Origin of the sequence: Saccharopolyspora mangrovi, from assembly GCF_035320975.1 — a bacterium.
In the GTDB taxonomy this organism is placed as follows: Bacteria; Actinomycetota; Actinomycetes; order Mycobacteriales; family Pseudonocardiaceae; genus Saccharopolyspora; species Saccharopolyspora mangrovi.
In genome coordinates this window covers 49,965-74,597 of record NZ_JAWLNX010000023.1, presented here as the reverse complement: position 1 = coordinate 74,597, position 24,633 = coordinate 49,965, and the positions used below count along the sequence as shown (strand labels likewise).

Genomic DNA, 24,633 nt, shown 5'->3' with positions numbered 1-24,633 from the left:
GCACGGCTCAATGGGGTTGCACGTCGACGACGTAGTCGAGGTGGACCTTGCCCACCGCCGCGTCGGTGTCGTCGTAGAGCCAGGCCTTGCCGTCGAGTTCGAACCGCCCGGTGACCTCTCCGCTGAGCACGTCGGCGACGGTGCGCGGATCCAGCGTGGCGACCGCGCGGATGCGCCCGTATCCGGGCTTGCGGAACGACACCGTGCAGCTGCGCAGGAGGAACAACGTCACCCGGGTGATCACCGGCGCGAACGCTCCGCCGAAGGCCATCGCCCCGGCGAGTTCGGCGGCGAGGAACTGGGCACCGGCGTGGACGCCGCCCATGTGGTTGTGCATCTGCTCGCCGGCCGGGACTTCCACGGCTCCCCGCTCCGGGCTGATCTCGACCATGCGGGTGCCGACGTGGTTGCTGAACGGCACCATCGTGTTGGCGTGCTCGCACATCTTCTCGTAGTCGGGTGCCGTTCCGTCCGAGGAGCCCGCGTACGGTGCGAACCCTTCGAAGACGTCCCGATTCAGCTGCTGCGCCACGATGTGTCGTCCTCCGGGTGCGCGGTGAAGATCCGAACCTCGTCAAGGGCGAATACTTCTGCCGCGCACCGGAAAGCGTCAACGGAGTCCGCGGACTGCCATCGGGCGATTGCGGGGTCCGATGGCCCCGCCCGTCGAGCACGCGCGAAGTTCAGGCGCTGTTCGCCGACTCAGACCTGCAGCGGTTCCTCGCCGAGCACACTCGCCTGCGCTTCGACGCAGTCGAGGAACAGTTCGGCGGCCGGAGAAGTCTTTCCGCTCAACCACGCGACGTAGAGCTCGACGGTGGGCACCGGGTCGAACAGCCGCACCGGCACTGCCCGCACGTTGCCGCTGATGTGCCTGCCCCGCAACGTCGATGCGAACCCGACCAGGGGTTTCACCGACGTCATGATCGCCACGGCCCCGGGATCGTCGACCTCGTGCTCGACGTTGAGCGTGATGCCGCTGCTCGACGCCGCGCCGAAGATCGAGTCGTACATCGCGGGGCACTGCTCGCGCCCGAACAGGATGCACGGTTCGTGCGCGAGTTCACTGAACGAGGCGCCAGGCCGTCCGGCCCACCTGTGGTTCGGTCCGACCACGGCAACGAGGGGGAACTTGGCCAGCGGGCGTGACTCGAACTCCGCACCGACCGGCCTCCCGTAGACCATGGCCACGTCGACGTCGCCGGCCCGCAGCGCCTGCAGCTGCGGGCCGGTGCGCATCTCGTGCAGCGTGACGCCGACGTTGGGGTGGTCGGTGTGCATCGTGGTGAGCACCGCGGGCAGGACATGCTGACCGGCCGCGAAGTTGTACGCGACGTCAACGTGCCCCGAGCGGCCGGCGGCGGCTTCGCGGGCCGTCTGCCCGGCCTTGTACACCTGCGCCACGATCGCGCGGGCCTGGTCGCGGAAGGCTTCGCCGGCGGGCGTGAGCCGGACTTCGTGCGAGGTGCGGGCGACCAGTTCGGTGCCCACGCTGCGTTCCAGTCGTTGCAGGTGCTGACTCAGCGACGGCTGCGCCAGGTGCAACTTGGCGGCGGCCCTCCCGAAGTGCAGCTCTTCGGCGATCGCGAGGAAGGATTCGAGGTGCCTGAATTCCACATTGCCCCCCGGGGCGGCTGTCGGACAGCTCTGTGCTCGACAGACGGTATGCACCTCCGAGGAACACCCGGTGAACCAGGGGCACTGCTAGCGGAGCCAAGCCGTGTCACATAGCCGAAACCGCAGACAAATCACCCTCGGTGAACTCCGTCACATGTCCGGTGGCGGAGTCCGTCCGGGGTAGCCGGCGCCGCCATCGGTGCTCAGCCGATGTCGAACCGCACACCCGGTGCCGCGAGCGCGATCGGGCCTTCGTAGCTTTCCGCCGCGGACGCGCGCAGGTGCTCCAGGCTGCGCTCGTCGGCGACGGCGAAGTGCGTCAGCACGAGCCTGCCCACCCCGGCCTTCGCGGCGATGACGCCCGCGTCGGCGCCTGAGAGGTGTCCGTGGTCGCCGACCTCGGGCTCGGCCAGCGTCGCCTCGGTGAGCAGCAGGTCGGCGTCCTCGGCGAGGTCGTGGAGCGCCGGTGTCGTCCCCGTGTCCCCGGTGTAGGCGAACGTCGCCGTCGCCGACTCGATCCGGACACCGCAGTTCGGGATCGCGTGTCGCGTCTCGTGCATCGCCACGCTGAGATCACCCACGACGTGGGTCTCCCCGGGTTCGTACTCGCGGACGTCGAAGGCGATCTCGAAGGCCTGGTCGAGCAACGGGAACGTGTGCACCGGGAACAGTCCGGCCCAGCGGGCGAACAGGTCTCCCGATCCGCGCGGCACGTACAGCCGCACGGGCGTGAACCCGTTGCGCCGAATCGTCTCCACGGTGGCGCCGGGTTCGTGGGCGAGGCCGCTGAGCAGGCTCTTGCCGATGGGCAGCAGGTCGTAGCAGTGGTCGGAGTGGAAATGGCTGATCACGATGCCATCCAGGCTCGCGGGCTCGGTGACCGAGCTGAGCGCGGTGGCGATGCCCGGCCCGCAGTCCAACAGCAGGCGAGTCGTCGCCGTCTCCAGCAGGTAACCCGAACTCGCCTGACCGTCGGCGGGCATCCCCGCTCGGCAACCCAGCACGGTAAGCCGCATCCTCTTCCTCCAGCGAATACCCAGGCCGCTTCGGCGCAGCGACAGTTCTGGCCGAGCTTTCCGGAAAACCATTCGCGACGACAAGACCTCCCCCGAAAATGATCAATTGATATCCCCTATCAGGCGAGAATGAACTCATACCGATGCCTCTGAACAGGGAACGTCAACCATCATTTTGATCTCGCTCGATTCGAGATCTCAATCGCGACCGCAAGGCTGCTCTCAGGCGTTGCCACACCCCGGCGGAATCGAACGTGCACGCCTTCCAATCGTCGCTGGCCAGCAGGAACATCCCCTTCGCTCCACGCGGTCCGCGAATCCGCGACTCACCAGGTGTTCACCGGAATTCCACACGACCATGCTCAAATTCCCCCCGGGCACGTCCCGACGCCACCGTAAGCCCGGGAACCTTCGCGGAGTCGGCGGAACAACGCGCCCAACCATGAATCCAAGACCGGAGGCGAGACCAACAGTGAGCCGAATCCGAATTGAGGGACTGAGCAAAACATTCGGACATGCCCGGCGTGGCAGCACCGCCGCCGTGGATTCGGTCTCCCTCGACATCGACCACGGCGAGTTCTTGGTCCTCCTCGGGCCGAGCGGGTGCGGCAAGTCAACACTGCTGCGGATGATCGCCGGGCTCCTGCCGCCGAGCGAGGGCCGCATCCTCCTCGACGACCGCGACATCACCCACGTCGCACCGAAGGACCGCGACCTGGCGATGGTGTTCCAGAGCTACGCGCTCTACCCGCATCTGACCGTCGCGCGAAACCTGGGTTTCCCGCTGCGCACCCGCGGCTGGTCGCGCACGCGGATCGACGGCAAGGTTCGCGAGGTCGCCGCACTGCTCGGTCTCGAGGAGCTGCTCAAGCGCCGTCCCAAGGAACTCTCCGGCGGTCAGCGGCAGCGCGTCGCACTGGGCCGCGCGCTGGTGCGCGACCCGGGCGCGTTCCTGATGGACGAGCCGTTGTCCAACCTGGACGCGAAGCTGCGCACCGCAACCCGCACCGAACTGGCCGCGCTGCATCAGCAGCTCGGCTCGACCTTCCTCTACGTCACCCACGACCAGGTCGAGGCCATGACGATGGCCAGCAGGATCGCGGTGCTCAACAACGGCCGCCTGGAGCAGGCGGGCACGCCGTCCGAGGTCTACGACACCCCGGAGTCGGTGTTCGTCGCGGGGTTCATGGGATCGCCTCCGATGAATCTCATCGACGCCCGTCTGGAGAGCCGCGGCGATCGGTTGCGCGTCACAGCGCGCGACCTCGAGGTGCCCTTGGAGCACCCGGCCGGCGACCTGCCACCGCGCGATGTCGTGCTCGGAGTTCGCCCCGAACATCTCGCCCTGGTCAGCGAGCACACGCGCGGACCGCTGTTCCGGGGTGTCGTCGACGCGATCGAGAACCTCGGCAACGAGGAGGTCGCGCTGTGCTCGGTCGGCGACACCAAGCTCGCCGCCCGCGGTCCCCGGCCCCTGGGCCTCCAGCCGGGCGAGCCCGTCGCCTTCACCACGCTGCCCGAGCACACCCACCTGTTCGACCCGACCACGGGTCGCCGCCTGGTCTGGCGCCCCCACCCTGACGCCGTCAGGCACGTCGCACTCGACGCCCAAGCCGTGTGATCACCCGGCCACCCCGCTCCCGGCACGGAGCAGGGCACCTTCCCAACAACAGGAGAACCACATGAGGGCAAGACGCACGCTCAGCGGCCTCGCGGCCGTCGCCGTGCTCGCACTGACCACCTCCGCCTGCGGAATCGGCGGACTCGGCAGCACCGACACCCAGACCACCGCCGCCGCCCCGGTACCCGAACTGCGACCTGACCAGCAGGTCCAGATCGTGTTCGAGAGCTACAACTTCGGCCAGGCCGGTGCGTGGACCGACACCTTCAACGCGCTGATCGACGAGTTCCAGCGCCAGCACCCGAACATCAAGGTGACCGCGCAGAAGCCGCAAGGCAACAGCCCCAACCCGGTGTCGGACACCGTCTCCAGCGTGCAGAACCAGATGATGGCCGGACACGCACCTGACGTCGCGCAGCTCGGATTCAGCGAGCTCGACTTCACCATCAACCAGCTCCGCGCCAAGCCGCTGGACGACCTGGTGGGACGCGAGGCCGTGCACGCCAACTTCGACGGTCCCCGTCACCCGTTCCACGAGTCCGCGCGCGACCTCGGCGACTGGAACGGCAAGACCTACGGCGTGCCGTTCGTCTTCTCCACGCCCGTGCTGTACTACAACGCCTCGCTGTTCCAGCAGGCCGGGCTCGACCCTGCCAAGCCGCCGGCCACGTGGGCCGAGGTCGAGAAGGCCGCGCTGGCCATCAAGGCGGCCACCGGCAAGAACGGCGCGTACTCCGACTGCCTCACCGAGGCCAGCAAGGACTGGTGCTACCAGGCAATGGTGCGCTCCAACGGCGGGCGAGTCCTGTCCGAGGACCGCAAGAGACTCGCCTTCGCCGAGCAGCCCGCCGTCGAGGTCGTGACGATGGCGCAGCAGATGGTGAAGTCCGGCGCGACACCGGTTCTCGGTCAGCGGCAGGCCTACGAGGGCTTCGGCCGCGGTGAGATGGGCATGATCCTCGAATCCAGCTCTCTGCAGGGCAACTTCGAGAAGGCCGCGAAGGGCAAGTGGGACCTGCGCGCCGCCCCGATGCCCGCATTCGACGGCAAGGCCACGGTGCCGACCAACTCGGGGGCGTCGCTGTTCGTGCTGTCCGACGACCCGGCCAAGCAGCGCGCTTCCTGGGAGCTGATCAAGTTCCTGACCAGTGCGGACGCCTACGAGATGATCTCGAGCAAGATCGGCTACCTGCCGCTGCGCACCGGACTCCTCAACGACCCGGAGGGCCTCAAGACCTGGGCCGACCAGAATCCGCTGATGCAGCCCAACGTTGAGCAGCTGGCACGCCTGGAGCCCTGGGTCTCCATGCCCGGAGTCAACTACCAGCAGATTCGCGACGGGATGATGGCCGCCGTGGAGAAGAGCGTCTACCAGGGCGCCGACCCGCAAGCCACGCTGCGCGCAGCGCAGGACCAGGCGTCGAGCCTGCTTCCGAAGGGCTGAACACCCTGATGAGCGCTGGAGTTCCGGCCCCGGATCTCACCCTGATCCAGCTGAGCGACACCCACATCCTGCCTGTGGGCGAGCTCCAGCACGGCACGGTGGACACGTTCACCAACCTGGAGGCCGCCCTCGCCACGGTGGCGGCCTCCAGGGCCGAGGTGTCCGCCCTGCTGCTCACCGGCGACCTCACCGACGACGGCTCCCCTGCCGCGTACCGCAGGCTGCGCGAGCTCGTCGAGCCCGCGGCCGAGGAACTCGGCGCCCACGTGATCTACGTGATGGGCAATCACGACGAGCGGACGGCCTTCCGCAACGAACTCCTGGCGGAAGCGGCGACCGGGCCCCACGACGCGGTGCACTGGGTCGGCGGCGTGCGCATCGTCGTGCTGGACACCACCACGCCCGGCCAGCACGACGGCCGCCTCCACCCAGGCCAGCTGGACTGGCTGCGGGCGGAGCTGGAGCAACCGGCTCCGCGGGGAACGGTGCTGGCCCTGCACCACCCGCCCCTGCCGTCGGCCGTGCCGCCGGTGCACCTGCTGCGGCTGTACGACGCCGACCGCCTCGGCGAGGTCGTCGCCGGAACCGACGTCCGGATCATCCTCAGCGGGCACAACCACGCGACCGGATGCGGCGTCTTGGCCGGGATTCCGGTCTGGGTCTCGCCCGCGTGCGCGAACCAGATCGATCCCCTGGTGAAGGGGCGTCTCCGGGGTGTGCCCGGCGGTGGCATGACCCGCATCGACGTGTTCGCGGAGTCCGCGATCGCGACCGCGGTGCCGATCGACGTCGCCTCGTTCGTCTACGACCACGACGAAGCCCAGGTCGTGAAGATGATCCACACCCACCTCTCCGAAGCGGAGTGACCACCGTGTTCGTCGAAATACCCGCGCCCGCCCAAGCCGCCCCGCCGGCTGCGCTACGGGATTCGCCGCTCAGGCGGATCCTCCGGGCAGCGCCGCCCTACCTCTACCTGGCGCCAGGACTCGCACTGCTCATCATCTGGACCTACCGGCCGCTGGTGCAGACAGCGCAGCTGTCGTTCTACTCGTGGAACCTGCTGCCCACGTCCCCGATGGTGCCGGCCGGCACCGACAACTACGAGCAGCTCCTCGCAGCACCTGAGCTGGCGAACGCCGTGTGGTACACCCTCGCGGTCATCGCCGGGCTGCTGCCGTTCACCGTGGCGCTCCCGGTCGTCGTGGCGCTGGCGACCCGCCAGGTCAACGGACGCGCCCGGGAGTGGTACCGGGCGCTGATCTTCACACCGATGCTGGTCGCGCCGGTCGCCAGCGCGGCGGTGTGGCAGTGGCTGCTCGATCCGGGATCCGGAGCGGTGAACCGGTTTCTAGGTGTCGACGTCAACTGGTTGTACGAGAACGTCCCAGCGCAGATCTCGATCATCGGCATCACCGGCTGGCACCTGCTCGGCTTCGCGGTTCTGCTGGTGTCGGCTGGCCTCTCCGGCATCAACGACGACTACTCAGCCGCCGCCCAGCTCGACGGGGCCTCCCGCTGGCAGACCACCCGCTGGATCACCTTGCCGTTGCTGTCACCGACGCTGGTCTTCCTCGTGCTCATGACGGTGCTCCTCGGCGCCCAGTGGACGTTCCCACTGATCGACACCCTGACCCAGGGCGGTCCGGCGGCGGCGACCACGCACATCTACTACCTGCTGTGGGACTACGGCTTCCACAGCCACCAGGCCGGCCTCGGAGCGGCAGCGGGCGTGATCTTCTTCACGACCTTCGGCGTCGTCGCGCTGTTCCTGATCTGGCTCTCCGACCGCATCAGCCACCACGACGACTGATCGCTGAAGTGCGAAAGCAGGCACACTTCTCATGACCACCTCCACGCTGGAACGCGACGCGACGAGCCACATCACGGCCGTCGAGCAACACGCGGAGTCCGATCTCCCCGTCGGCGCCCGAAGCCGCTCGCGGGCCATCCTGGGCCACGGGATCCTGGGCGTGCTCGGGCTGCTGTGCGTACTTCCCATCTACTGGATGTACGCGACCTCACTGCGCGCGCCCGGCGACGTGTTCTCACTGTCACCGCTCCCCTGGCCGCTGTCGGTCGACAACTACGCCTACGCCTGGAACACGATTCCCATCGGGCGCATGCTGGCCAACACCCTCGTGGTAGCGCTGGTGACCGCGCTCGGCCAGCTGCTCACCGGACTGTTCGCCGCCTACGCGTTCGCAGTCTGGGAGTTCCGCGGCAAGCAGGTGCTGTACCTGCTGTTCGTCGGCACCTGGCTGGTCCCGTTCCAAGTGGCGATGCTGCCCAACTACGTCCTCCTGCTCCAGCTCGGCGTGCTCAACACCATCGCAGGCGTGATCCTGCCGTCCCTGTGCTCCGCGCTGAGCGTCCTCATGCTCCGCCAGCACCTGCGCAGCTTCCCCAAAGAGCTGCTCGACGCAGCCAAGATCGACGGACGATCATCCTGGTCCACGCTGTGGACCGTGGTCGTGCCCAACCTCCGTCCGGCGCTGGCCGCACTGGGCATCCTGCTGTTCGTGCAAGCCTGGAACGAGTACTTCTGGCCGGCCCTGGTGCTCCAACGCAGCAACGCCATGGTCCAACTCGGCATCCGCAGCTTCATGGGCACCGAAGGCAACGACTGGGGCCCACTCATGGCGACAGCCGGACTCGCATGCCTCCCGGTGTTCGCCCTCTACCTCGTCCTCCAACGCCAGATCGTCAACGCCTTCATCCGCTCCGGCCTGAAGTAGAACCTTGCTATGAGATCGTGCGCTAAAGATCCGAACGCCGCTGGCCGACAAGGAGCTTGTATGTGATCAGCCACCTCGAGAAAGCCCGGCGAACTCGGCATGTCCTCTCACTAGGTCGACGTGGCGCACTGGACGTCCTCTCCTCTGGCGGCCAATACCTGTAAAGACAGCGCTGAAGACCTCAGAGCAGTCACACGTAGGACGGCGGGCTTGGCTCAGGCTTCGACCATGACCGAGAGAACCTCCCCGAGCCCCCAAGAGGCCTTCGGCCGCTGCTTGCCGGCAATCAGCGCTTCGTTTCCGGTGTGCCGGAGCATCCGAATCAAAACGCCGCTCGTCGAGCAGAAATCGCCTCGACCCAGCGACCGTTCGCCGTGATGTTCGGATGTTCCGACTCCCGGCTGGCCGCTGAGATCATCTTCGATCAGGGCCTGGGTTCGTCGTCCGCGCGGCAGGCCATGTGATGGGCGACGAGGTGCTGGGGAGCATCGAGTACGGGACCGGCGTGCTGGAAGCCCCGCTCGTGGTGGTCCTCGGACACGATTCCTGCGGCGCGATCGGCGCCGCGTACGCAGCACTCGACGACGGCGCGGTCCCAGGCGGCTACATCCGCGACGTCGTGGAACGGGTCACGCCGAGCGTGCTCGCAGCCCGGGCCGCCGGACGTTTCCAGGCCGACGAGATCCTCGCCGACCACGTCCGCAACACCGTCGACAAGCTGCTGGAGCGCTCCAACCTGCTCACCGAACGCGTCGAAACCGGACAGACCGCCGTGGTCGGCCTGTGCTACGGGCTCGCCGACGGCCGAGCGCACGTGGCCGCGGCTCGCGGCGTGCACAGGCCCGTCGGCACCACGTCCTGACCGAGCGGACCGTCAGGACCCATCACCGTGCCCTTGGGGGCATCGCACGGCGTCGGCGCCGGTCACCCGGTCGATCGGGGGCCGGCGGCACGACGGAGCCGGTTGGCGATCGCCAAGCCCAGCCCTTCCTCCACCGGCGAGGAGGCGACGACGAGGTCGCATCCTCGCCGGTCGAGCTCGCGCAGGAAGCCGTACAGCCCGCGCGCGTAGCAGGCCATCGAATCGGGCAGAACCACCACGGCGTGCCTCGACCGAAACATCGGCGACCGACGGCGGGATTGAGCAGAATTAGCGCAGCGCCCAACTCTTGGACCAATTCCCGAGTGAAGTGACCAGGAGGAAATTGGTCTTGGCGCCGGCTATCGCTTGGTGAGGCCTCCGTCGACGGCGTACTGACTGGCGGTGACGTAGGTGGCGTCGTCGGAGAGCAGGAACAAGGCGACCGCCGCGGCTTCGTCGGCGGTGCCAATGCGCCCGAGGGGCACCTGGCTGACGATCTCGCGCTCGAACTGCTCGCGAACTTCGGCAGGCATGAAGTTGCGGAAGTTGGTGCTGATCGGACCGGGCACGAGCACGTTGACACGGATACCGCGCTCGGCGAGTGCCGACGCCCATCCCCGCGCCATGGCGACGAGAGCTCCCTTCGTCGCGGCGTAGACGCTGGCCATGCCCGCACCTTCGTAAGTCGAGGTCGACGATGTGACCACGACCGAAGCGCCGTCGTTGAGCTGCTCGGACAGTCGCGCCAGCTGCAGCACGGGCCCGCGCACGTTGGCACTCATCATCCGGTCGAAGAACTCGGCATCGACTTCACCAACATCGGCGACGGCCGCGTATCCGGCGTTGAGCCACAACCCGTCGAGCCCACCGCCGCTGGAGGCGACGCTGCGCGCGAGGACATCAGGAGAGCTCGGATCAGCCGCGTCATTGGCCACGACCAGAGCCTCCGGCAGCATCTGCTGGGCCTCCGCCAGCCGCTGCTCAGAAATACCGGTCAACACCAGCTGGCCACCTTCGTCGGCGATGCGCTTGGCACCGGCCAACCCCATCCCGCTGGTACCTCCAGTGATCAGAATCCGCTTGCCCGTGAACCTGGCCATCGTTACCCCTGAGTCGCCGTGATCAACAGCAGTGTCGCGACACCACCACTATGTGAGACATCAACGTATCATCTCTGCCTAGATCTGCAACATGACAGGAATGGAAATCGGTTCTGTTTGAATCGGCGTGTATCGTCGCGGAACACACGAAGGTGGCGTTGGGGACGGCGAGAGGTGACGTGGCATGACCGAGTCGGCAACACCCCGCCCACAACGAGCGGACGCCGAACGAACGACGCGCAAGATCCTCACAACTGCCGATCAGCTCCTCGGGCAAGACCCGACGACCACTCTCGAACAGATCGCCACAGCTGCCGGCGTCGCCCGAGCGACACTGCACCGGCGATTCACCAGCCGCGAAGCCCTCATCGAAGCCATGACGGTGTCGGCCCTGACTCACGTCAACGAGGCCATCGAAGCCGGTCGACCGGGGACGGCACCACCGCTAGTAGCGCTGCACCAGGTCACCGCCAACGTCATCGACGTCAAAAGCGGCTGGCGATTCACGCTGAACCACACGCACCCCGCCAGCGACGCAGTCTCAACGCTGCAGGACCAGATCACCCACCGATGCCTGCAACTACTCGCCCGCGCCCAACAAGCGGGCCTCCTGCCCGCCGAGACCGATCTCAGCTGGCCCCAACGCACCTACTACGCGCTGCTCGACATCGCCATCCACGAGCACGCAGAACACGACACCAACACCGACGAACTCGCCGACCGCGTCGTCACCACTCTCCTCAACGGCGTCGGCACCAGAGTCCAGCAGCCATCCCAGTGAGAAACCACAGCGACAGCTTGATCGCTGCCGGTACGCAGGCCACGCCACCACCAGCGGCGTCACGGGAACCACCACCTGCACCCGCGCCGGCATCACCGAAATCGCCATCACACGCAGGGCAGGCGCCCCACAAGCAGCCTCGAAGGTGCCGGCTGTGGGCCCAAGACCGTAGCCACCGGTTAGCCCGTCAATTCATCGGCCCGGTCAAGACGGTGCAGAGACTCGAGAACGGACTGTGCCGAGTCGCGAATGACGACCAGCGCGAAGCTGGGGTCCTTGAACTCGTCGGCCCCGTGCCACGCATCGCGAAGCTGCGACAGGCAGTGCCGCAGGTGCTGCGCTTCCCTCGCAGAGCCTTGATTCTCGATCTGAAATGCAACGTCGGTAAGCAACGTGCGTCAAAGGCCTTGGCGCTCCTGAATCAACCGCCACGCCGAGCCAATCGCCGAGGGTCGCTGCACGTCTACTGCTGATGGTGTCCTGGTCCCTGGTTCCAGCGGTGGCCGTTGGGTCGACCACGAGCGAGCCAGGTTGCGGTCTCACCGGTCGCGTCGGCTGGGGCGCACGCCGTGAGCAGGATCCGGTTGAACTCCTCACGCGCCGGACGATCAGCTTCGGTGAACCCGCCGTGCTCTTGGCGCGCCCAGTGCTCCCGTTCGGCCTCCAGGCGGTCCAACAGCTCACCTCGCGTGAGGCGGTTGAGATCGTCCCAGGTGACATGCTCGAACTCGGCCATAAGCGGGCCCTTCTCGCTACACGAGCCAACCCTACGCCTGCAAACGAACGCGCCTCACGTTCACGCAGGGACAGCCCCCGCTCTGCGTCCCCACACGCGTGCGGTTGCACGACTGACAACCGCACGCACGTTTTAGTCTCGGTTATGTCGGGTTGGAGATTGGGGAAGATCAAGAAGGCTGCGCGCCTAATGGTGCCCTGTCCCCAGGGGTCCAGGATCTCGCACGAACTCAGCGCTAGGCACCACACGGCATCGGCCCGCGCGGCTGTCGGCGACGACGCGTGCCGACGCGTGCTCGATCCGCTCCGTCCAGGCGTGCTCGAACGCGCGCAATCGCTCGTTTCATCGCCGGAAGCTCCCCGGTCATCGCTGCTGGGCGTCCTCGTCGCACCCTTGTGTAACGGTGGTTACCGAGCAGCCCGGCATCCGGCGCTCACGCTGAAGCCCAGAAGTGATCGTCGTGTCGAAACAGCGAAGGAACTGCCATGTCAGCTACTGCTCACCCCACCCACTCGATGCCGGCGGCGGTGTCGCGGGTCCTCCACGGTGCGCTCGCCGGGATCGGCGGCGGGCTCGCCTTCGGCATCCTCATGACGATGATGGGCATGCTGCCCATGGTCGCGATGCTGGTCGGCAGCGACAGCGCCGCGGTCGGAGCCGTGGTGCACCTGGCGATCTCAGCACTTCTCGGCGCCGGTTTCGGGCTCGTCGTTCCGTTCACCCGCTTCTGGGCGCTGCTCGGAGCCGGAGTCGCCTACGGCGTGATCTGGTGGGTCCTCGGAGGCTTGCTGCTGATGCCCGGGGGGCTGGGGATGCCGGTGTTGCAGATGAGCCCAAGCGCGATGCAGAGCCTCATCGGCCACCTGATCTACGGCATCGTCACCGCCCTGATCTTCTACGGGTTCCGCCGCCGGGCCAACCACTCATGAACGTCAACCGCACTGAGGTCCTGGTGTTGCGGATCTACGTCTCGCCCGGCTGCGCCGGCTGCCGTACCGCGGAAGAACTCGCCGACACCGTGCGTCGCGTGCGGCCGGCCCAGCCGGTCGAGCTCATCGACCTCGCCGAGCACGACGGGCCGATGCCCGAAGGGCTCGTCGGCACCCCCACGTACAGGCTCGGCAAGACCACCATCGCGCTGGGCAACCCCTCCCTGCCCGAACTGCTGCACCACCTGGACAACCACCCAGATCGAGGGTGATGGTGACAGGAGACGGCACCACCACCGGAGGACCGGTGCACGACACCCACTACTGCCTGTCCGAAGTCGACCTCTTCCGGGACCTGTCCCGCAAGGAGATGGCCGAGCTGGGAGCACGTGCCCCGCTCCGCGACGTCGCCGCGGGGCAGGTGCTCTACAGCCCCCAGCGGCCGACCGAGACGTTGTTCATCATCAAGCGCGGACGCGTGCGCCTGTTCCAGATCGGCTCCACCGGCCAACCGGTCACCACCGCCCTGCTCGGGCCGGGCACGGTCTTCGGGGAGGTGCCGCTCATCGGGATCCGGATGGGCGGCAACTGGGCCGAGGCCCTGGAACCGTCGCAGCTGTGCCTGATGAGCCCGCACGACGTGCGCGAGCTGCTGCTCGCCGATCCCCGGATCACCCGCCGCATCAACGAGCACATGACCGCGCACATCGCTGAGCTCGAACACCGCCTCACCGACATGGCCTGCAAAACCCTCCCAGAACGGTTGGCCAGCACGCTGTGGACGCTGACGAAGGCAACCCCGCCGAAGGAGGCTTCCGAGCCGGTTCGACTGACCCACCAACAACTCGCGGGCCTGGTCAACGCCACCCGCGAACGCACCACCACCGCACTAGGCGATCTGGCCGAGAACGGGCTCATCCGGCTGCACCGAGGCAAGATCACCGTCACCAGCCGAGAGCGCCTGCTGATCTTTGCCGAGGGCGGAGGTCGAAGCCCGACCGATGTCCCTTACCGGCAATAGTCACCGCACACGAGAAGGTTCCTGTCCGAACCTGCGTGTCACCGGGCGCCACCGCCCGCCTGTCCGGTAGGTGATGCCCAGCTCAGCGTGTAGAAACTTGCAGCCAATCATTCGTGTGCTGCGCTGCCCCTCTCGTCATGACCCCGAGTACGGCCCAGGTCGCGACGTCCGCGCAAAGCAGTGCGTTGGCAACGTCGTACACCCCGATACGTTCCAGTGCGAGGCCGTGAAAACCAACGTCCCGATACTGGACCGCCCCACTTTCAGCGGGATCGCGTACATCCTCCGCGCCAGCGAGCAACCGGCAGCGCGCGAACAACGGCCACTTACTCTTCCCGGGAGTACATCGACACGGCAGGCAGGAGATCGGATGTCATCGAGCCTGTGTCGATGGGCCAACGTCGATGACATTGGCCCGCCCCTTCGATCACCGAGCTCGTGCGCTGCAGTCTCCATTTGTCTTCACGTGCACGCGTCCCCTTCGCCTGAGCTGCTCGTCAGCCGCGTGAGTCGGCTGGAAGCCGGGTTGTGCTGTCGTCCAGGCGGTAGCCCTTACCTCGGACCGTGCTGATCCAGTGGGCTCCTGTTTTACGGCGGAGGTAGCGGACGTAAACGTCGATGACGTTGGACGCCGGGTGGTTGTCGTCGCTCCAGGCGGCGGCGATGAGCTGCTCACGGGTCAGCACCGTACCGGGATTGCGCATGAAGACTTCCGCAAGCGCGAACTCGCGCGCGGTCAGATCCACGATTCGACCGTCGACGTGAAGCCGGCGGGTGCGCAGATCGAGGGTGAGATCGCAACAGCGAAGCAGATGAGCGTTTTCGCCATTCCGGATGCGGAGTCGGATGCGGGCGAGGAGTTCCTGCATGCGGAAAGGTTTGCCGACGTAGTCGTCAGCGCCACCCTCGAGGCCGGCGACGGTGTCGGCAACACCGCTGCGGGCGGTCAGGACGATGATCGGCAGGCGGCTGCCCGCCTCGCGCAGTTGCCTCAACACCGTGAAACCGTCCGTCGCCGGTAAACCGATGTCGAGCACGAGGAGGTCGTACCCGCCGGACAGTGCATACCTCCGAGCTTGCTCACCGTCGCTCACGACCGTCGCGCCAAATCCCTCAGCACGCAAGCTTTGCTGCAGCAGCAGCGCAATCCCCTTCTCGTCTTCGGCGACCAGAACATGTTTCAAACCAAGGACCCCAACATCATTCACAGGTTTAGCTCGTAAAGCTTGCCCTGCTTTCCCGCGACATTGGGTGTCCCCATGTAAAATCTCTGTGCCGCGAAGCGGAGATGGCAATACCGCTCACGCACAGCAGGTACTCAACGCTCTTCGAATTCGCAGATCAACTCCCAGTGGGCTCGGACCGACGTGCCAGCACCGGCCCAACCCGCGAGCTGGTGACGATCTGGCTGGGCTCTTGACGCGCCATCACTGCAACTTCTGAGATGGCGATCCCATGACTCGGTTAACGATCGTGTGCAGACGCCAGCAGAGGTCTCCAGCGAGGTCAGCACGATCACTGTCAGAGACGATGCGAGCGGCGACGTTGATGACGCCGCTGGCGCGGTCCACCTGCTGGTGGCGGCCCGCGCCAGCGGGCCAGTCGGTCAACGCGGCGAGCTCGGCGATCCGAGTTTCCAGGAGTACCAAAGCGGTTTGGGGAGCCGCACGAGGGGATCTGTTCGGTGAGTCGTGGGACTACTTCGAGGCGATCAAGGTGTCGAAGTCCGGGAAGGAGTCGGCGAGGCGGCTTCCGGTGAAGTTGCCGACCCAGCCGTCCTCGTCGTGGAAGAACCGGATCGAGACGTAGTCAGGCCGGGTTCCCATGTCGAACCAGTGCGTGGTGTGCGCGGGGACGCTGATGAGGTCACCCGCCTCGCACAACACCGCGTAGACGCGGTCGTCGACGTGGAGGTAGAACACGCCGGCGCCGCACGCGAAGAACCGGTCCTCGTCGTCGTCGTGGGTGTGCTCGGAGAGGAACTTCTCGCGGGCGGCGGCTGCCTTCTCGACCCACTCGGTGGTGTCCTCGGGGACCATGCTCATCGCGTCCACGAGCACGTAGCCCTCGGTGTCCACGACGCGCTTCACCTGGTCCGAGTACGCCTCGAGGACTTCCTCGGACGTCGGCGCGGCGGGTAGGTCGGCCAGCGGCCAGCGTTCGAACCGGACGCCGAGCCGCTTGAGCTCGGCGGCGATCTCCTCGCCGTCGGTGGACCGCAGCAGAGGCTCCTCGGGGGCGTCGTCGGCCCACACGGTCAACAGCGTCATCACGAACTCCCTTCGACAACGTTCATGCTGGTGGCCGTCGCGAACCGGAGCAACCACTCCAGGCATTCGAGGCGGTGGCGCGCCTGCAGCAGGTCCTCGCCCCAGACGTAGACCCCGTGACGCGCCACCAGCAGGGCCGGCGTGTCCGCGCGGAAGCCGCGCTCGAAGGCCTCACCCAGCACGGCCATGTCCTGGCCGTTGGGGATCACCGGAATCGTGACGACGTCGTCGTGGGCCGCGCGGCCGAAGCCCTTGAGCATCTCCAGATCCCGCAGGACGACGCCGTCCGGCCAGCGCTCGGCGGCGAGCACCGGGGCGAGCGCGTGCACGTGGACCACCGCACCCGCACCCGACACGGCGGCGACCCGCGCGTGCAGACCGGCCTCAGCCGACGGCACACCGCCGTCGACGGCCTCGCCGTCGACGTCGACCACCACCACGTCGTGCTCGGTCAGCTCACCCTTGTCACGCCCGCTGGCGGTGACCGCCAGGCGCAGCGGGTCCCAGGACAGCACCTCCGACAGGTTGCCCGAAGTGCCCCGCATCCAGCCCATCGACGCGTAGCGGGCGGACTCCGCGGCCAACCGCGCCCCGGCTTCGATCAGCGTGCTCGCGGCGTCACTCACCGGGCGACACCTCGACCTCCGACAGCGACTTCGCGGTGGTGTGCGGGCCGAAATCGGCCTCCGCGCAGGGTTCGCCGGGCCGGGCGATGCCCACCGTCCGCCACCCGGCCGCCGCGGCCGCGTCGAGCTCGGCCGGCACGTCGGAGAAGAACACGATCCGGCCCGGTCCGGCACCCAGCGCTGCGGCGATCGCCCGGTACGACGGCTCTTCGCGTTTCGGGCCGGCATTGGTCGTGTCGAAGTGCCGTCCCTCGAACAACCCGGTCAGGTCGCCATCGTTGGTGCGGGAGAACGCCGCAACCTGCCCGGTCGCCGATCCCGACGAGAACACCGCGAGCCGCAGGCCCGCCTCGCGCCAGGTCCGCAGCCTCGGCGCCACGTCGTCGAACAACGTCGTGGTCAGCTCCCCGGCCGCGTAGCCGTGCTCCCAGATCAGGCCCTGCAGCGTTTTGAGCGGCGGGACCTTCTGGTCGGCGTCCATCCAGCCGTGCAGCACCGACACGATCTCCTCGGTGGTGGCAGTGTGCGCGAGTCCAGCGCGGGCGCGGATGTCCTCGACCGCGCCGGTCACCACCGGGTCGTCCGGGTGCTCGTCGATCCACGGCCCCAGCCTCGGGCGCGCGTAGTCGTAGAGCACCACGTGCACCTGGCTGGTCGCGGTGAGCGTGCCCTCGATGTCGAGGACCACCCACTCGGCGGCGATCGGCTCGCCGGGGTTCGTCACAACTCCTCCTCGTACCTGTCCAGCTCGTGCGGCCCGAACGGGCCTCGGTCGGTGACCACCGTGGTCACGAATCGCGGTGGTGTCACGTCGAAAGCCGGGTACCAGCCGTGGATTCCCGGTTCGGACACCCCAGCTGCGGCCAGCACCTCGGCGCCGTCGCGGTACTCGATCGGCACGTCCTCCGCGCTGGGCGTCGAGGTGTCCGGGGCCTGCACCATCGCGTGGAACGGCACGTCGAAGGCGTGCGCGGCCACCGCGAGCCCGAGCGTGCCGACCTTGTTGATCACATGACCGTCCGCGGTGACCCGATCAGCGGCCGTCACCAAGGCGTCCACGTCGCCGGAGGCCAGCAGTGCGGCACCCATCGAGTCGGTGATCAGCGTCGTGTCGACGCCCATCTCCGCGAGGGTCACCGCGGTGAGCCGCGCCCCCTGCGCGTAGGGGCGGGTTTCGGTGCACGCGAACCGCACCCGCTTGTCCTGCTCCTGCAACGCGCGCACCAGCTCGACCAGGTACAGGTCCGGCCAGCAGTGCGTCAGCGCGCAACCCTGATCCGGCAGCAACGCCGCGGTGTGTTCCCCGAGGACCCGGCTGCTCCTGCGGTACACCGCCTCCCCGCAACGCGCACCTTCCGTCGCCGAGGCGACCAGGTCCCGCTCGTCGACTCGGGCCAGCACGCGATCCACCGCTTTGCGGAGGTGGTTGTTGGTCGGCCGGGTCGACACCAGGCGCGCACCCGCCTCCTCCAGCCGCGTGCGGGGACGCGGATCGCTCTCGGCCTCGCGCGCTGCGAGCACCATTGCCCACAGCGCCGCGAAGTAGGGCCCGGAGGACTGCGTGACCATGTCCTCGATCGCACGCGCGACGTCCTCCAGCGTCGCGCAGCACACCCATTCACGGCGCTGCGGGAACACGCGCCGGTCGAGGATGTGCACGCCGTCGTCGGCGATCCGCACGCTGTCGGCCAACACCGGCAGCGCCATCAGCTGTATCCCGAGGGGATCGGGTGCGCGCCGGTGAGGAAGTGCTCGCCGACCTCGCTCGCCTTGTGCGACATGGGATCGTGCAGCGTCAAGGTGCGCGCGTTGCGCCAGAACCGGTCGAGCCCGACTGAATTGGACGTCGAGCGCGCACCCGTGAACTCGAAGACCCCCGAGGCGATCTCGGTCGCGAGCCGGCTCGAGACCACCTTCGCCGACGCGATCGTCACGGCGGCCTCCCCTCGCTGCTCCGCACCGAGCTCCTCGCCCGCCTCGAACGCCGACCACAGCGCAGCGGCCGCCTCGTCGGCCAGCGCGCGTGCCGCCTTGGTCCGCGCGACCCACTCGCCGTAGCCGGCCAGCGCGTACGGGTCCTCGACCGCCGCGGAGATCCCGGCCGGTGCCCACCCGCGGCCGCGCGTGCGCGTGTAGTCGGCGGCCTCGGCCAGCGCCCCCTCAGCGATCCCCACCGCGACCTGCGCCAGCATCAGCTGGAAACCCAGCGAGGCCAAGGACCGGAGCACCGCACCCGCCGTGTCGTCATCGGAGTTTCCGAGGATCTCAGCGTCGGGCACGAAGGCTCCGTCGAAAGCGATGGCACCGCTGGCGGTGAGCCGCTGCCCGAGGTTGTCCCAGCCGCCCGGGTGTGAGATCCCCGCGGCGCGCGCATCGATCGTGAAGGTCACCTTCGCATCGGTGTCGGTTCGCACGCCGCTGACCACGAGTCGATCGGCGACGCTCGTGCCGGTCGCGAACGTCTTGGTCCCGTCCACGCGCAGCCCACCCGGAACAGCGGTGAGCCGCAGTGCGGCGTCCAAGGGATTGCTCACCCCGGCCCAGAACCAGTTCTCGGTGGTGGTGGCGCGCTGCAGCCGCTCAACTTCGTCGGGCCTGGCGAACAACCCCGTTCGCCACAGCTGCAGGTAGTGGTAGCCGAGCAGGTGGCCGACCGAGGCGTCAGCGGCGGCCACGATCCGCGTCGCCTCGTTGACCGCCGACCAGCCGGCTCCCCCACCGCCGCGTTCACTCGGAACGAGCAGCCTCAGCAGACCTGACTTGCGCAGCCGGTCGACCTCGCTGGCCGGCTCGGCGCCGCCCCGCTCCCGTTCCACCGCGTCGGCCCGCAATTCCGCCGCCAACTCCTCGGCAACGGCCTTCCAGTCCTCGCTCAACGACTCTCCCCACCTCGGTCACGTCAGCGCAGCCAGCGACTTCGATGCTAGCGACGGCCACCGCTGTTGGAAATCATGCTCAAAACGATTCCGCGTGCTGAGACACTGCGGCTGTCCGCTCGGAAAACGCCCTGCGAGGCCGGATTGGAATCCGCGAGCGGGCGGGCCCGACGTCGCGACATCGCCTTCAGCGACGGACCACGCCGGGTCCTTCCTCGTCAGCTTCCGGCCTCTTGTGCTGCGGTTTCCGGGAGCGCGGCCTGCACCAGCGCGCGGGTCGCCACGTGGTGCGGCGAGTCGAGCACCTCGCTGGTGCGGCCGTGCTCGACCACCCGCCCCTCGTCGAAGACGAGCACCCGGTGCGACAGGGTCGCCACCGCGAGCAGGTCGTGCGTGATCATCAGCAATGCGCAGCCCGTGTTGGTCTGCAGCTTGGCGAGGACGCCCAGCAGGTCCTCGCGGCGCCGCGCGTCCAGGCCTGAGGTGATTTCGTCGCAGATCAGCACCTCCGGCTCCGCCAGCATCGCACGCACCAGGGCGGCCCTCTGCAACTCGCCACCGGACAACCTCGAAGGCAGCCGCGTGGCGCTGGACTCCGGCAGACCGAGAGCCGCGAGTTCGTCGCTCGCGCGAGCACGTGCCTCGGCCTGGTCGAGCCCTCGCAGCCGCTCAGCCGTGCGCGCGACCTGGTGCAGCACCGGGGTGAACTCGCTGAACGACGCCTTGGCGTCCTGGAAGACGTACTGCACCCGCGCCAGCTGCTCGCTCGACCGGCGCCGCAGGACCGGCGACAGCGGCCGGCCGTCGAGCAGGATCTCTCCGCCGCGGTAGCGGTGCAGCCCGGCGATGCAGCGCGCCAAGGTCGTCTTGCCGCTGCCGGAACGTCCCAGCACCGCCACCCGTTCCCCGGACCCGACCTCGAGGTCGATGTCGTGCAGGACGTCGCCGTGGCGGTGTCCCGCGCGAAGCCCGCGCACCTGCAGCACCGGGTCACCGGACTGGCGCTCCTGGGGCACCACCGGATCCGGCCGAACCAGCGAGTCCACATCGGACTCTCCCAGACAACCTCCTTCGATGGACAGCACCCGGTCGGCGACCTCGCGCACCAGGTCGAGGTCGTGCGTGAGCAGCAGAATCGCGATGCCCTGCTCGGCCACCGCCCGCAGCTCGGCGGCCAGCTGAGCACGGATCACCGGATCCTGACCCGTGGTCGGCTCGTCGGCGATGAGCACCCTGGGCCGCCCGATCAGTGCCTGAGCGAGCACCACCCGCTGTTGCTGCCCGCCGGAGAGCTGGTGCGGGTAGCGCCGCAGGTACCGCTGTCCATCGGGCATCTGGGCCTGCCGCAACGCCTCCAGCACCCGCTCGCGCACCTGCGCCTTCGGCACGTGCAGCCGCGCGATCTCGGCGAGCACCGAGCCCACGCGGCGCACCGGGTTCAGCGCCGCCGAGGGCTGTTGCGGAATGTAGCCGACGGTTCCTGGCGCGAACGAGGAATCCCCAGCCGATCCCGCGATCTCCACGTTGCCCGAAACCGTCATCCCGGGTGAGGTTTCACCGAGCAGCATCCGGGCCAACGTGGTCTTCCCGCTGCCGGATTCACCGACCAGCGCGGTGATCTGCCCGGCGCGCAGGGTGAACGACGCTGCCGAGAGCAGCGTCCGATCCCCTGCGGTGATGGTCACATCGTGTGCGGCGACGACGGTCACCGAGCCTCCAAGAAGTTCACGTCGCGATTGCGCAACCAGCGGTCGAACAGCAGATTCACGCCGACCGACAGCACCACGATCAGCACAGCGGGAACGACCACGGCCCACGGCTGCAAGAACAGTCCGGTGCGGTTGCGGTCGACCATCGCCGCCCAGTCGCTGGCACCCGGGGCCACACCGACGCCGAGAAAACTCGCCGAGGCGGCCAGGTAGACCGCCCCGGTCAGCCTGGTTCCCAGGTCGGCGGCGAGGATGCGGCGCATCGCCCGCGCCACGTAGCTCACCGCGATCCGCGCGCGGTGCTCGCCTTGCAAGCGCATCGCCTCGACTGCGGGCCTGGTCGACAGCGACAGAGCGGCGGCGCGGCTGATGCGCACCACGTCCGGCAGGTTGATCAGCGCCACCACGGCGACCAGCACCCACATGTTGCCCGGCGCCAGCGCGGCCAGCAGCAGCAACATCAACATCGAGGGCAACGCCAGCAGCACGTCCAGCGGCCGCATCAGCACCTCGTCGAGCAGCCGACTGCGTGTCATGCCCGCGATCAGTCCCATCGGCACGGCCAGCAGGTACGTGCAGGCGGTGGCCGTCACAGCCGTGATGACCAGAGACCGTCCACCGAGCAGCACCTCGTTGGCCACGTCGCGGCCGAGGAAGTCGGTGCCGAACAGGTGACCGCCGCCGAGCAGGAACGCCACGTCCTTGGTGGTGTCCACGGAGGCGAACAGCGGCCCGAGCAGCGCCACCACGACCGGCACCACCACCAGGACACCCGGAAGCAGATACTTGCTCATCGCCCCACCTCCGACGTCGGCGACAGGGCGCGGGCAGCGATGTCCGCGCCGAGGTTGACCAGCACCGTGGTGCAGGCGAACACCAAGGCCAGGCCCTGCACCACGGGCAGGTCCCGGGCCGAGACCGCATCCAGCAACGCGGTGCCCAGGCCCGGCACCACGAAGATCGCTTCGACCACGATCACCCCGCCCAGCAGCCAGTCGGCGGTGCGCGCCAGCTGCTGCACCGCTGGAGCAGCCGCGTTGGGCAGCACGTGGAGGAAGCGGATGCGCGCCGGCGAGAGCCCGAGCCGCCGGACGTGCTGGACGTAAGGCGAGCGCTGGGCCTCGATCGTGCCGGCCCGGATGAGCCTGCTCAGCGAGCAGATCGGCCGCAGCAGCAGCACCAGCACCGGCAACACCAGCAGCGCCGGGTTGGCGATCAGCGAGCTGCCGATGGCCGTCGGCGGGAACCAGCCCAGCTGCACCGCGAACACGGTCACCAGCAGGATCGCCATCGCGAACTCCGGTGCGGCGTAGAGCCCCAACGTCGTGCTGGTGATCGCGCGGTCGACCCGGCCGCCCTCCCAGTGCGCGGCCAACATGCCCACACCCGTCGACAGCGGCACGAGCAAGGCCAGCGCCAGCCCGGCCAGCAGCAGGCTCGGCCCGATGGCGGAGCCGATCACCTCGGCCACCGACCGCGGACCCACCAGCGACGTACCGAGATCACCCTGCACTGCGGCGGCCAGCCACCCGGCGAAGCGTTCCCACACCGGCTGGTCCAGACCGAGCTGCTCGCGCAAGCTGGCGATGATGGCCGGGTCGGGGTTGTCCCCCGCTCGGGTCACCGCCGCATCACCCGGCAGCGCCTCGGTGAGCGCGAACACCCCGACCGCGACCAGCAACACCTGCAACACACCGAGCAGCAGTCGGCGCGCCACATAACCGATCACGCCAACCACACCTTGTCGAAGCGGGCCCAGTTGAGCGTGTTGGCCGGCGACTTGTCGTCGACACCGCCCACGTTGGGGGCCGAGCCGACGATCCAGTCCGAGACACCCCACCAGATGAAGCCGCCCTCCTCGAACAGCTGGCGTTGCATCCGGGTGTAGATCTCGGCACGTTCACGGTCATCCAAAGTGGACTGCGCCGAGTTGTAGAGCGAGTCGAACTCCGGGCGCCGCCACGCGGTGTTGTTCGTGGTGGAGGTGGTCAGCAGTCGCTGCGAGAAGTGGGAGTCCAGCGGCAACCCGCCCGAGCGGTAGCTGGCCAGAACGCTGTTCTTGGCGATGTCGGACCAGTAGGTGTCCTTGTTGCCCAGCCGCACGTTGAGGTTGAGCCCGATCTTGCGCGCCTGGTCGCTGATGGCCAGCGCGGCCTCCTTGAGCCCGGTGGAGGCATCCGAGGTGTCGAAGTCGATGGTCATGCCCTCGGCGCCCGCCTTGCGCAGCAGGTCGCGCGCCAGGTTCAAGTCCTGCTTGCGCTGGGGAAAACCGGCGTAGTAGCGGTAGCCCTGACCGTAGACGTCGTTGCCGACCTGGCCGGACCCCTGCAGCACCGAACGCACCAGCTCCTCGCGGTCGATGAGGTGGTACATCGCCTGTCGCACCTCGGGCTTGTCGAACGGCGGGCGGTCCACCTTCATCGCCAACCCGTGGAAGTTGCTCAGCGGCAGGCGCAACACCCGTATCTGACCACTTGCCTCGTAGGTGCGGGCGCTGGTGAGGGTGAGGTCGTTGGCGTACTCGACCTGCTTGCCCAGCAACGCGTTGACCCGCGCCGCCTCGTCGTTGGTGACCACGATCTCCAACTCGTCGAGCAGCGGTGCGCCGTCGAAGTAGCCGGGGTTGCGCTCACCGAGGAAGGCTCGTCCCGGCTCGAAGGACTTGTACTTGAACGGCCCCGAGCCGATCGGCTTGCTGAAGTCGGTGGTGCCCTCGGGGATGATGTAGGCCCCGAGCGTCGCCAGCGCGTTGGGGAACTCGGCGTAGGGCCGCTTGAGCCGGAACTCGACGGTGCGGTCGTCGATCGCGCGGCTGTTCGCCAGGTCGATCACCGAGAGGCTGGCCTTGGCCCGTCGGCTGCTGCCGGGCTCGGTGATGCGCGCGTAGCTGTAGAGCACGTCACCGGCCCGAACCGGACGTCCGTCGTGGAAGTTCGCTTGCCGCAACGTGACCCGCCAGGTGAGCAGGTCGGCGGAGGGTTCCCAGCGTTCGGCCAGCCGCGGCTGCGGGGACATGTCGTTTCCGTAGTCGGCGAGCTTGTCGAACAGTGCCTTGGCCCGGGCGATCTCGACGTAGAGGTCGCTGTCGTGCGGGTCGAGCACCTCGGCGGAACCACCACCTGCGAAGGCGGCACGTAACCGGCCGCCGCGCTTGGGCTCCCCCACCGCGGGCGCGCCACCCGGGGCGCAGCCCGCCAGCAGAGTTCCGGTGGAGACGGCACCCGCCGCGGCCAGGCCGAGGAAGCGTCGTCTGTCGAGGTTGAACATTGCGATCTCCTACCTTGTCGGGG

27 protein-coding genes are annotated in these 24,633 nt (G+C 68.1%); 11 read left to right on the top strand and 16 right to left on the bottom strand.

Annotation, left to right across the window (positions count from 1 at the left end; genetic code table 11):
• Positions 1-7: 7 nt before the first annotated feature.
• The 3 genes from R4I43_RS26590 to R4I43_RS26580 form a co-directional block, all read right to left on the bottom strand.
• Positions 8-532: a DUF4442 domain-containing protein gene (locus R4I43_RS26590; protein ID WP_324268447.1), complete on the bottom strand. Its 525-nt coding sequence runs from the start codon at positions 530-532 to the stop codon at positions 8-10.
• 170 nt (positions 533-702) lie between these two features.
• Complete coding sequence (locus tag R4I43_RS26585; protein WP_324268446.1) at positions 703-1,617, bottom strand: LysR family transcriptional regulator; 915 nt, start codon at positions 1,615-1,617, stop codon at positions 703-705.
• Positions 1,618-1,820: 203 nt separating this feature from the next.
• Positions 1,821-2,621, bottom strand: a complete 801-nt coding sequence (locus R4I43_RS26580) for an MBL fold metallo-hydrolase (protein ID WP_324268445.1) — start codon at positions 2,619-2,621, stop codon at positions 1,821-1,823.
• Positions 2,622-3,105: 484 nt separating this feature from the next.
• On the opposite strand from R4I43_RS26580, the gene R4I43_RS26575 reads away from it, so the two are divergent.
• The 7 genes from R4I43_RS26575 to R4I43_RS26545 all read left to right on the top strand — a co-directional run bounded on the left by R4I43_RS26575 (position 3,106) and on the right by R4I43_RS26545 (position 9,295).
• Complete coding sequence (locus R4I43_RS26575) at positions 3,106-4,254, top strand: ABC transporter ATP-binding protein (RefSeq protein ID WP_324268444.1); 1,149 nt, start codon at positions 3,106-3,108, stop codon at positions 4,252-4,254.
• A 61-nt stretch (positions 4,255-4,315) separates the two neighbouring features.
• On the top strand, positions 4,316-5,698 hold the full coding sequence (locus tag R4I43_RS26570; RefSeq protein WP_324268443.1) for an ABC transporter substrate-binding protein: 1,383 nt from the start codon (positions 4,316-4,318) through the stop codon (positions 5,696-5,698).
• A gap of 8 nt (positions 5,699-5,706) precedes the next feature.
• On the top strand, positions 5,707-6,564 hold the full coding sequence (locus R4I43_RS26565) for a metallophosphoesterase (RefSeq protein WP_324268442.1): 858 nt from the start codon (positions 5,707-5,709) through the stop codon (positions 6,562-6,564).
• Entirely contained in the window at positions 6,561-7,508 is a 948-nt protein-coding gene (locus tag R4I43_RS26560; protein WP_324268441.1) for a carbohydrate ABC transporter permease, read from the top strand. The genes R4I43_RS26565 and R4I43_RS26560 overlap by 4 nt, the downstream gene beginning before the upstream one ends.
• A gap of 31 nt (positions 7,509-7,539) precedes the next feature.
• The gene (locus R4I43_RS26555) at positions 7,540-8,433 is read left to right on the top strand and encodes a carbohydrate ABC transporter permease (protein ID WP_324268440.1); all 894 of its coding nucleotides are present in this window, start codon (positions 7,540-7,542) and stop codon (positions 8,431-8,433) included.
• A gap of 305 nt (positions 8,434-8,738) precedes the next feature.
• On the top strand, positions 8,739-8,897 hold the full coding sequence (locus R4I43_RS26550) for a carbonic anhydrase (protein ID WP_324268439.1): 159 nt from the start codon (positions 8,739-8,741) through the stop codon (positions 8,895-8,897).
• On the top strand, positions 8,897-9,295 hold the full coding sequence (locus R4I43_RS26545) for a carbonic anhydrase (protein WP_324268438.1): 399 nt from the start codon (positions 8,897-8,899) through the stop codon (positions 9,293-9,295). Before R4I43_RS26550 ends, R4I43_RS26545 begins: the two co-directional genes overlap by 1 nt.
• A gap of 62 nt (positions 9,296-9,357) precedes the next feature.
• Here the strand turns inward: R4I43_RS26545 and R4I43_RS26540 are convergent, their stop codons facing one another.
• Together R4I43_RS26540 and R4I43_RS26535 are read right to left on the bottom strand one after the other, a co-directional pair.
• Positions 9,358-9,555 (bottom strand): Sua5 family C-terminal domain-containing protein, encoded by a 198-nt coding sequence (locus R4I43_RS26540; RefSeq protein WP_324268437.1) that lies wholly within the window; start codon positions 9,553-9,555, stop codon positions 9,358-9,360.
• 99 nt (positions 9,556-9,654) lie between these two features.
• Positions 9,655-10,395 carry an SDR family oxidoreductase gene (locus R4I43_RS26535; protein ID WP_324268436.1) on the bottom strand — a complete coding sequence of 247 codons (741 nt, stop codon included), beginning with the start codon at positions 10,393-10,395 and terminating at the stop codon, positions 9,655-9,657.
• 184 nt (positions 10,396-10,579) lie between these two features.
• Between R4I43_RS26535 and R4I43_RS26530 the strand changes: the two genes are divergently transcribed.
• A complete protein-coding gene (locus R4I43_RS26530) occupies positions 10,580-11,176 on the top strand; it encodes a TetR/AcrR family transcriptional regulator (RefSeq protein ID WP_324268435.1) in 597 nt (198 codons plus the stop codon).
• 463 nt (positions 11,177-11,639) lie between these two features.
• On the opposite strand, the gene R4I43_RS26525 is transcribed toward R4I43_RS26530, so the two are convergent.
• Positions 11,640-11,912, bottom strand: a complete 273-nt coding sequence (locus R4I43_RS26525) for a hypothetical protein (protein ID WP_324268434.1) — start codon at positions 11,910-11,912, stop codon at positions 11,640-11,642.
• A gap of 485 nt (positions 11,913-12,397) precedes the next feature.
• Between R4I43_RS26525 and R4I43_RS26520 the strand changes: the two genes are divergently transcribed.
• From R4I43_RS26520 to R4I43_RS26510, 3 genes are read left to right on the top strand one after another with little or no spacing between them, the layout of a single operon-like run.
• Positions 12,398-12,841 carry a hypothetical protein gene (locus R4I43_RS26520; protein ID WP_324268433.1) on the top strand — a complete coding sequence of 148 codons (444 nt, stop codon included), beginning with the start codon at positions 12,398-12,400 and terminating at the stop codon, positions 12,839-12,841.
• A complete protein-coding gene (locus tag R4I43_RS26515) occupies positions 12,838-13,113 on the top strand; it encodes a thioredoxin domain-containing protein (RefSeq protein WP_324268432.1) in 276 nt (91 codons plus the stop codon). The genes R4I43_RS26520 and R4I43_RS26515 overlap by 4 nt, the downstream gene beginning before the upstream one ends.
• Complete coding sequence (locus R4I43_RS26510; RefSeq protein ID WP_324268431.1) at positions 13,113-13,862, top strand: Crp/Fnr family transcriptional regulator; 750 nt, start codon at positions 13,113-13,115, stop codon at positions 13,860-13,862. Before R4I43_RS26515 ends, R4I43_RS26510 begins: the two co-directional genes overlap by 1 nt.
• A 497-nt stretch (positions 13,863-14,359) precedes the next feature.
• Here R4I43_RS26510 and R4I43_RS26505 read toward each other — a convergent pair whose 3' ends face one another.
• From R4I43_RS26505 to R4I43_RS26460, 10 genes are all read right to left on the bottom strand, one after another.
• Complete coding sequence (locus tag R4I43_RS26505; protein WP_324268430.1) at positions 14,360-15,046, bottom strand: response regulator transcription factor; 687 nt, start codon at positions 15,044-15,046, stop codon at positions 14,360-14,362.
• 513 nt (positions 15,047-15,559) lie between these two features.
• Positions 15,560-16,132, bottom strand: coding sequence for a 1,2-dihydroxy-3-keto-5-methylthiopentene dioxygenase (locus R4I43_RS26500; protein ID WP_324268429.1), 573 nt, complete (start codon positions 16,130-16,132; stop codon positions 15,560-15,562).
• Positions 16,132-16,758: a methylthioribulose 1-phosphate dehydratase gene (gene mtnB, locus R4I43_RS26495; protein ID WP_324268428.1), complete on the bottom strand. Its 627-nt coding sequence runs from the start codon at positions 16,756-16,758 to the stop codon at positions 16,132-16,134. The genes R4I43_RS26500 and mtnB overlap by 1 nt, the downstream gene beginning before the upstream one ends.
• Positions 16,751-17,482, bottom strand: a complete 732-nt coding sequence (mtnC, locus tag R4I43_RS26490) for an acireductone synthase (protein ID WP_324268427.1) — start codon at positions 17,480-17,482, stop codon at positions 16,751-16,753. The genes mtnB and mtnC overlap by 8 nt, the downstream gene beginning before the upstream one ends.
• Positions 17,479-18,465, bottom strand: a complete 987-nt coding sequence (locus tag R4I43_RS26485) for a translation initiation factor eIF-2B alpha/beta/delta subunit family protein (protein WP_324268426.1) — start codon at positions 18,463-18,465, stop codon at positions 17,479-17,481. The genes mtnC and R4I43_RS26485 overlap by 4 nt, the downstream gene beginning before the upstream one ends.
• Positions 18,465-19,634 carry an acyl-CoA dehydrogenase family protein gene (locus R4I43_RS26480; RefSeq protein ID WP_324268425.1) on the bottom strand — a complete coding sequence of 390 codons (1,170 nt, stop codon included), beginning with the start codon at positions 19,632-19,634 and terminating at the stop codon, positions 18,465-18,467. Before R4I43_RS26480 ends, R4I43_RS26485 begins: the two co-directional genes overlap by 1 nt.
• A gap of 218 nt (positions 19,635-19,852) precedes the next feature.
• Positions 19,853-21,343, bottom strand: coding sequence for an ABC transporter ATP-binding protein (locus tag R4I43_RS26475; RefSeq protein WP_324268424.1), 1,491 nt, complete (start codon positions 21,341-21,343; stop codon positions 19,853-19,855).
• Positions 21,340-22,137 (bottom strand): ABC transporter permease, encoded by a 798-nt coding sequence (locus R4I43_RS26470; protein WP_324268423.1) that lies wholly within the window; start codon positions 22,135-22,137, stop codon positions 21,340-21,342. Before R4I43_RS26470 ends, R4I43_RS26475 begins: the two co-directional genes overlap by 4 nt.
• Positions 22,134-23,072 carry an ABC transporter permease gene (locus R4I43_RS26465; protein ID WP_324268422.1) on the bottom strand — a complete coding sequence of 313 codons (939 nt, stop codon included), beginning with the start codon at positions 23,070-23,072 and terminating at the stop codon, positions 22,134-22,136. Before R4I43_RS26465 ends, R4I43_RS26470 begins: the two co-directional genes overlap by 4 nt.
• Entirely contained in the window at positions 23,069-24,610 is a 1,542-nt protein-coding gene (locus tag R4I43_RS26460; protein ID WP_324268421.1) for an ABC transporter substrate-binding protein, read from the bottom strand. The genes R4I43_RS26465 and R4I43_RS26460 overlap by 4 nt, the downstream gene beginning before the upstream one ends.
• Positions 24,611-24,633 lie beyond the last annotated feature (23 nt).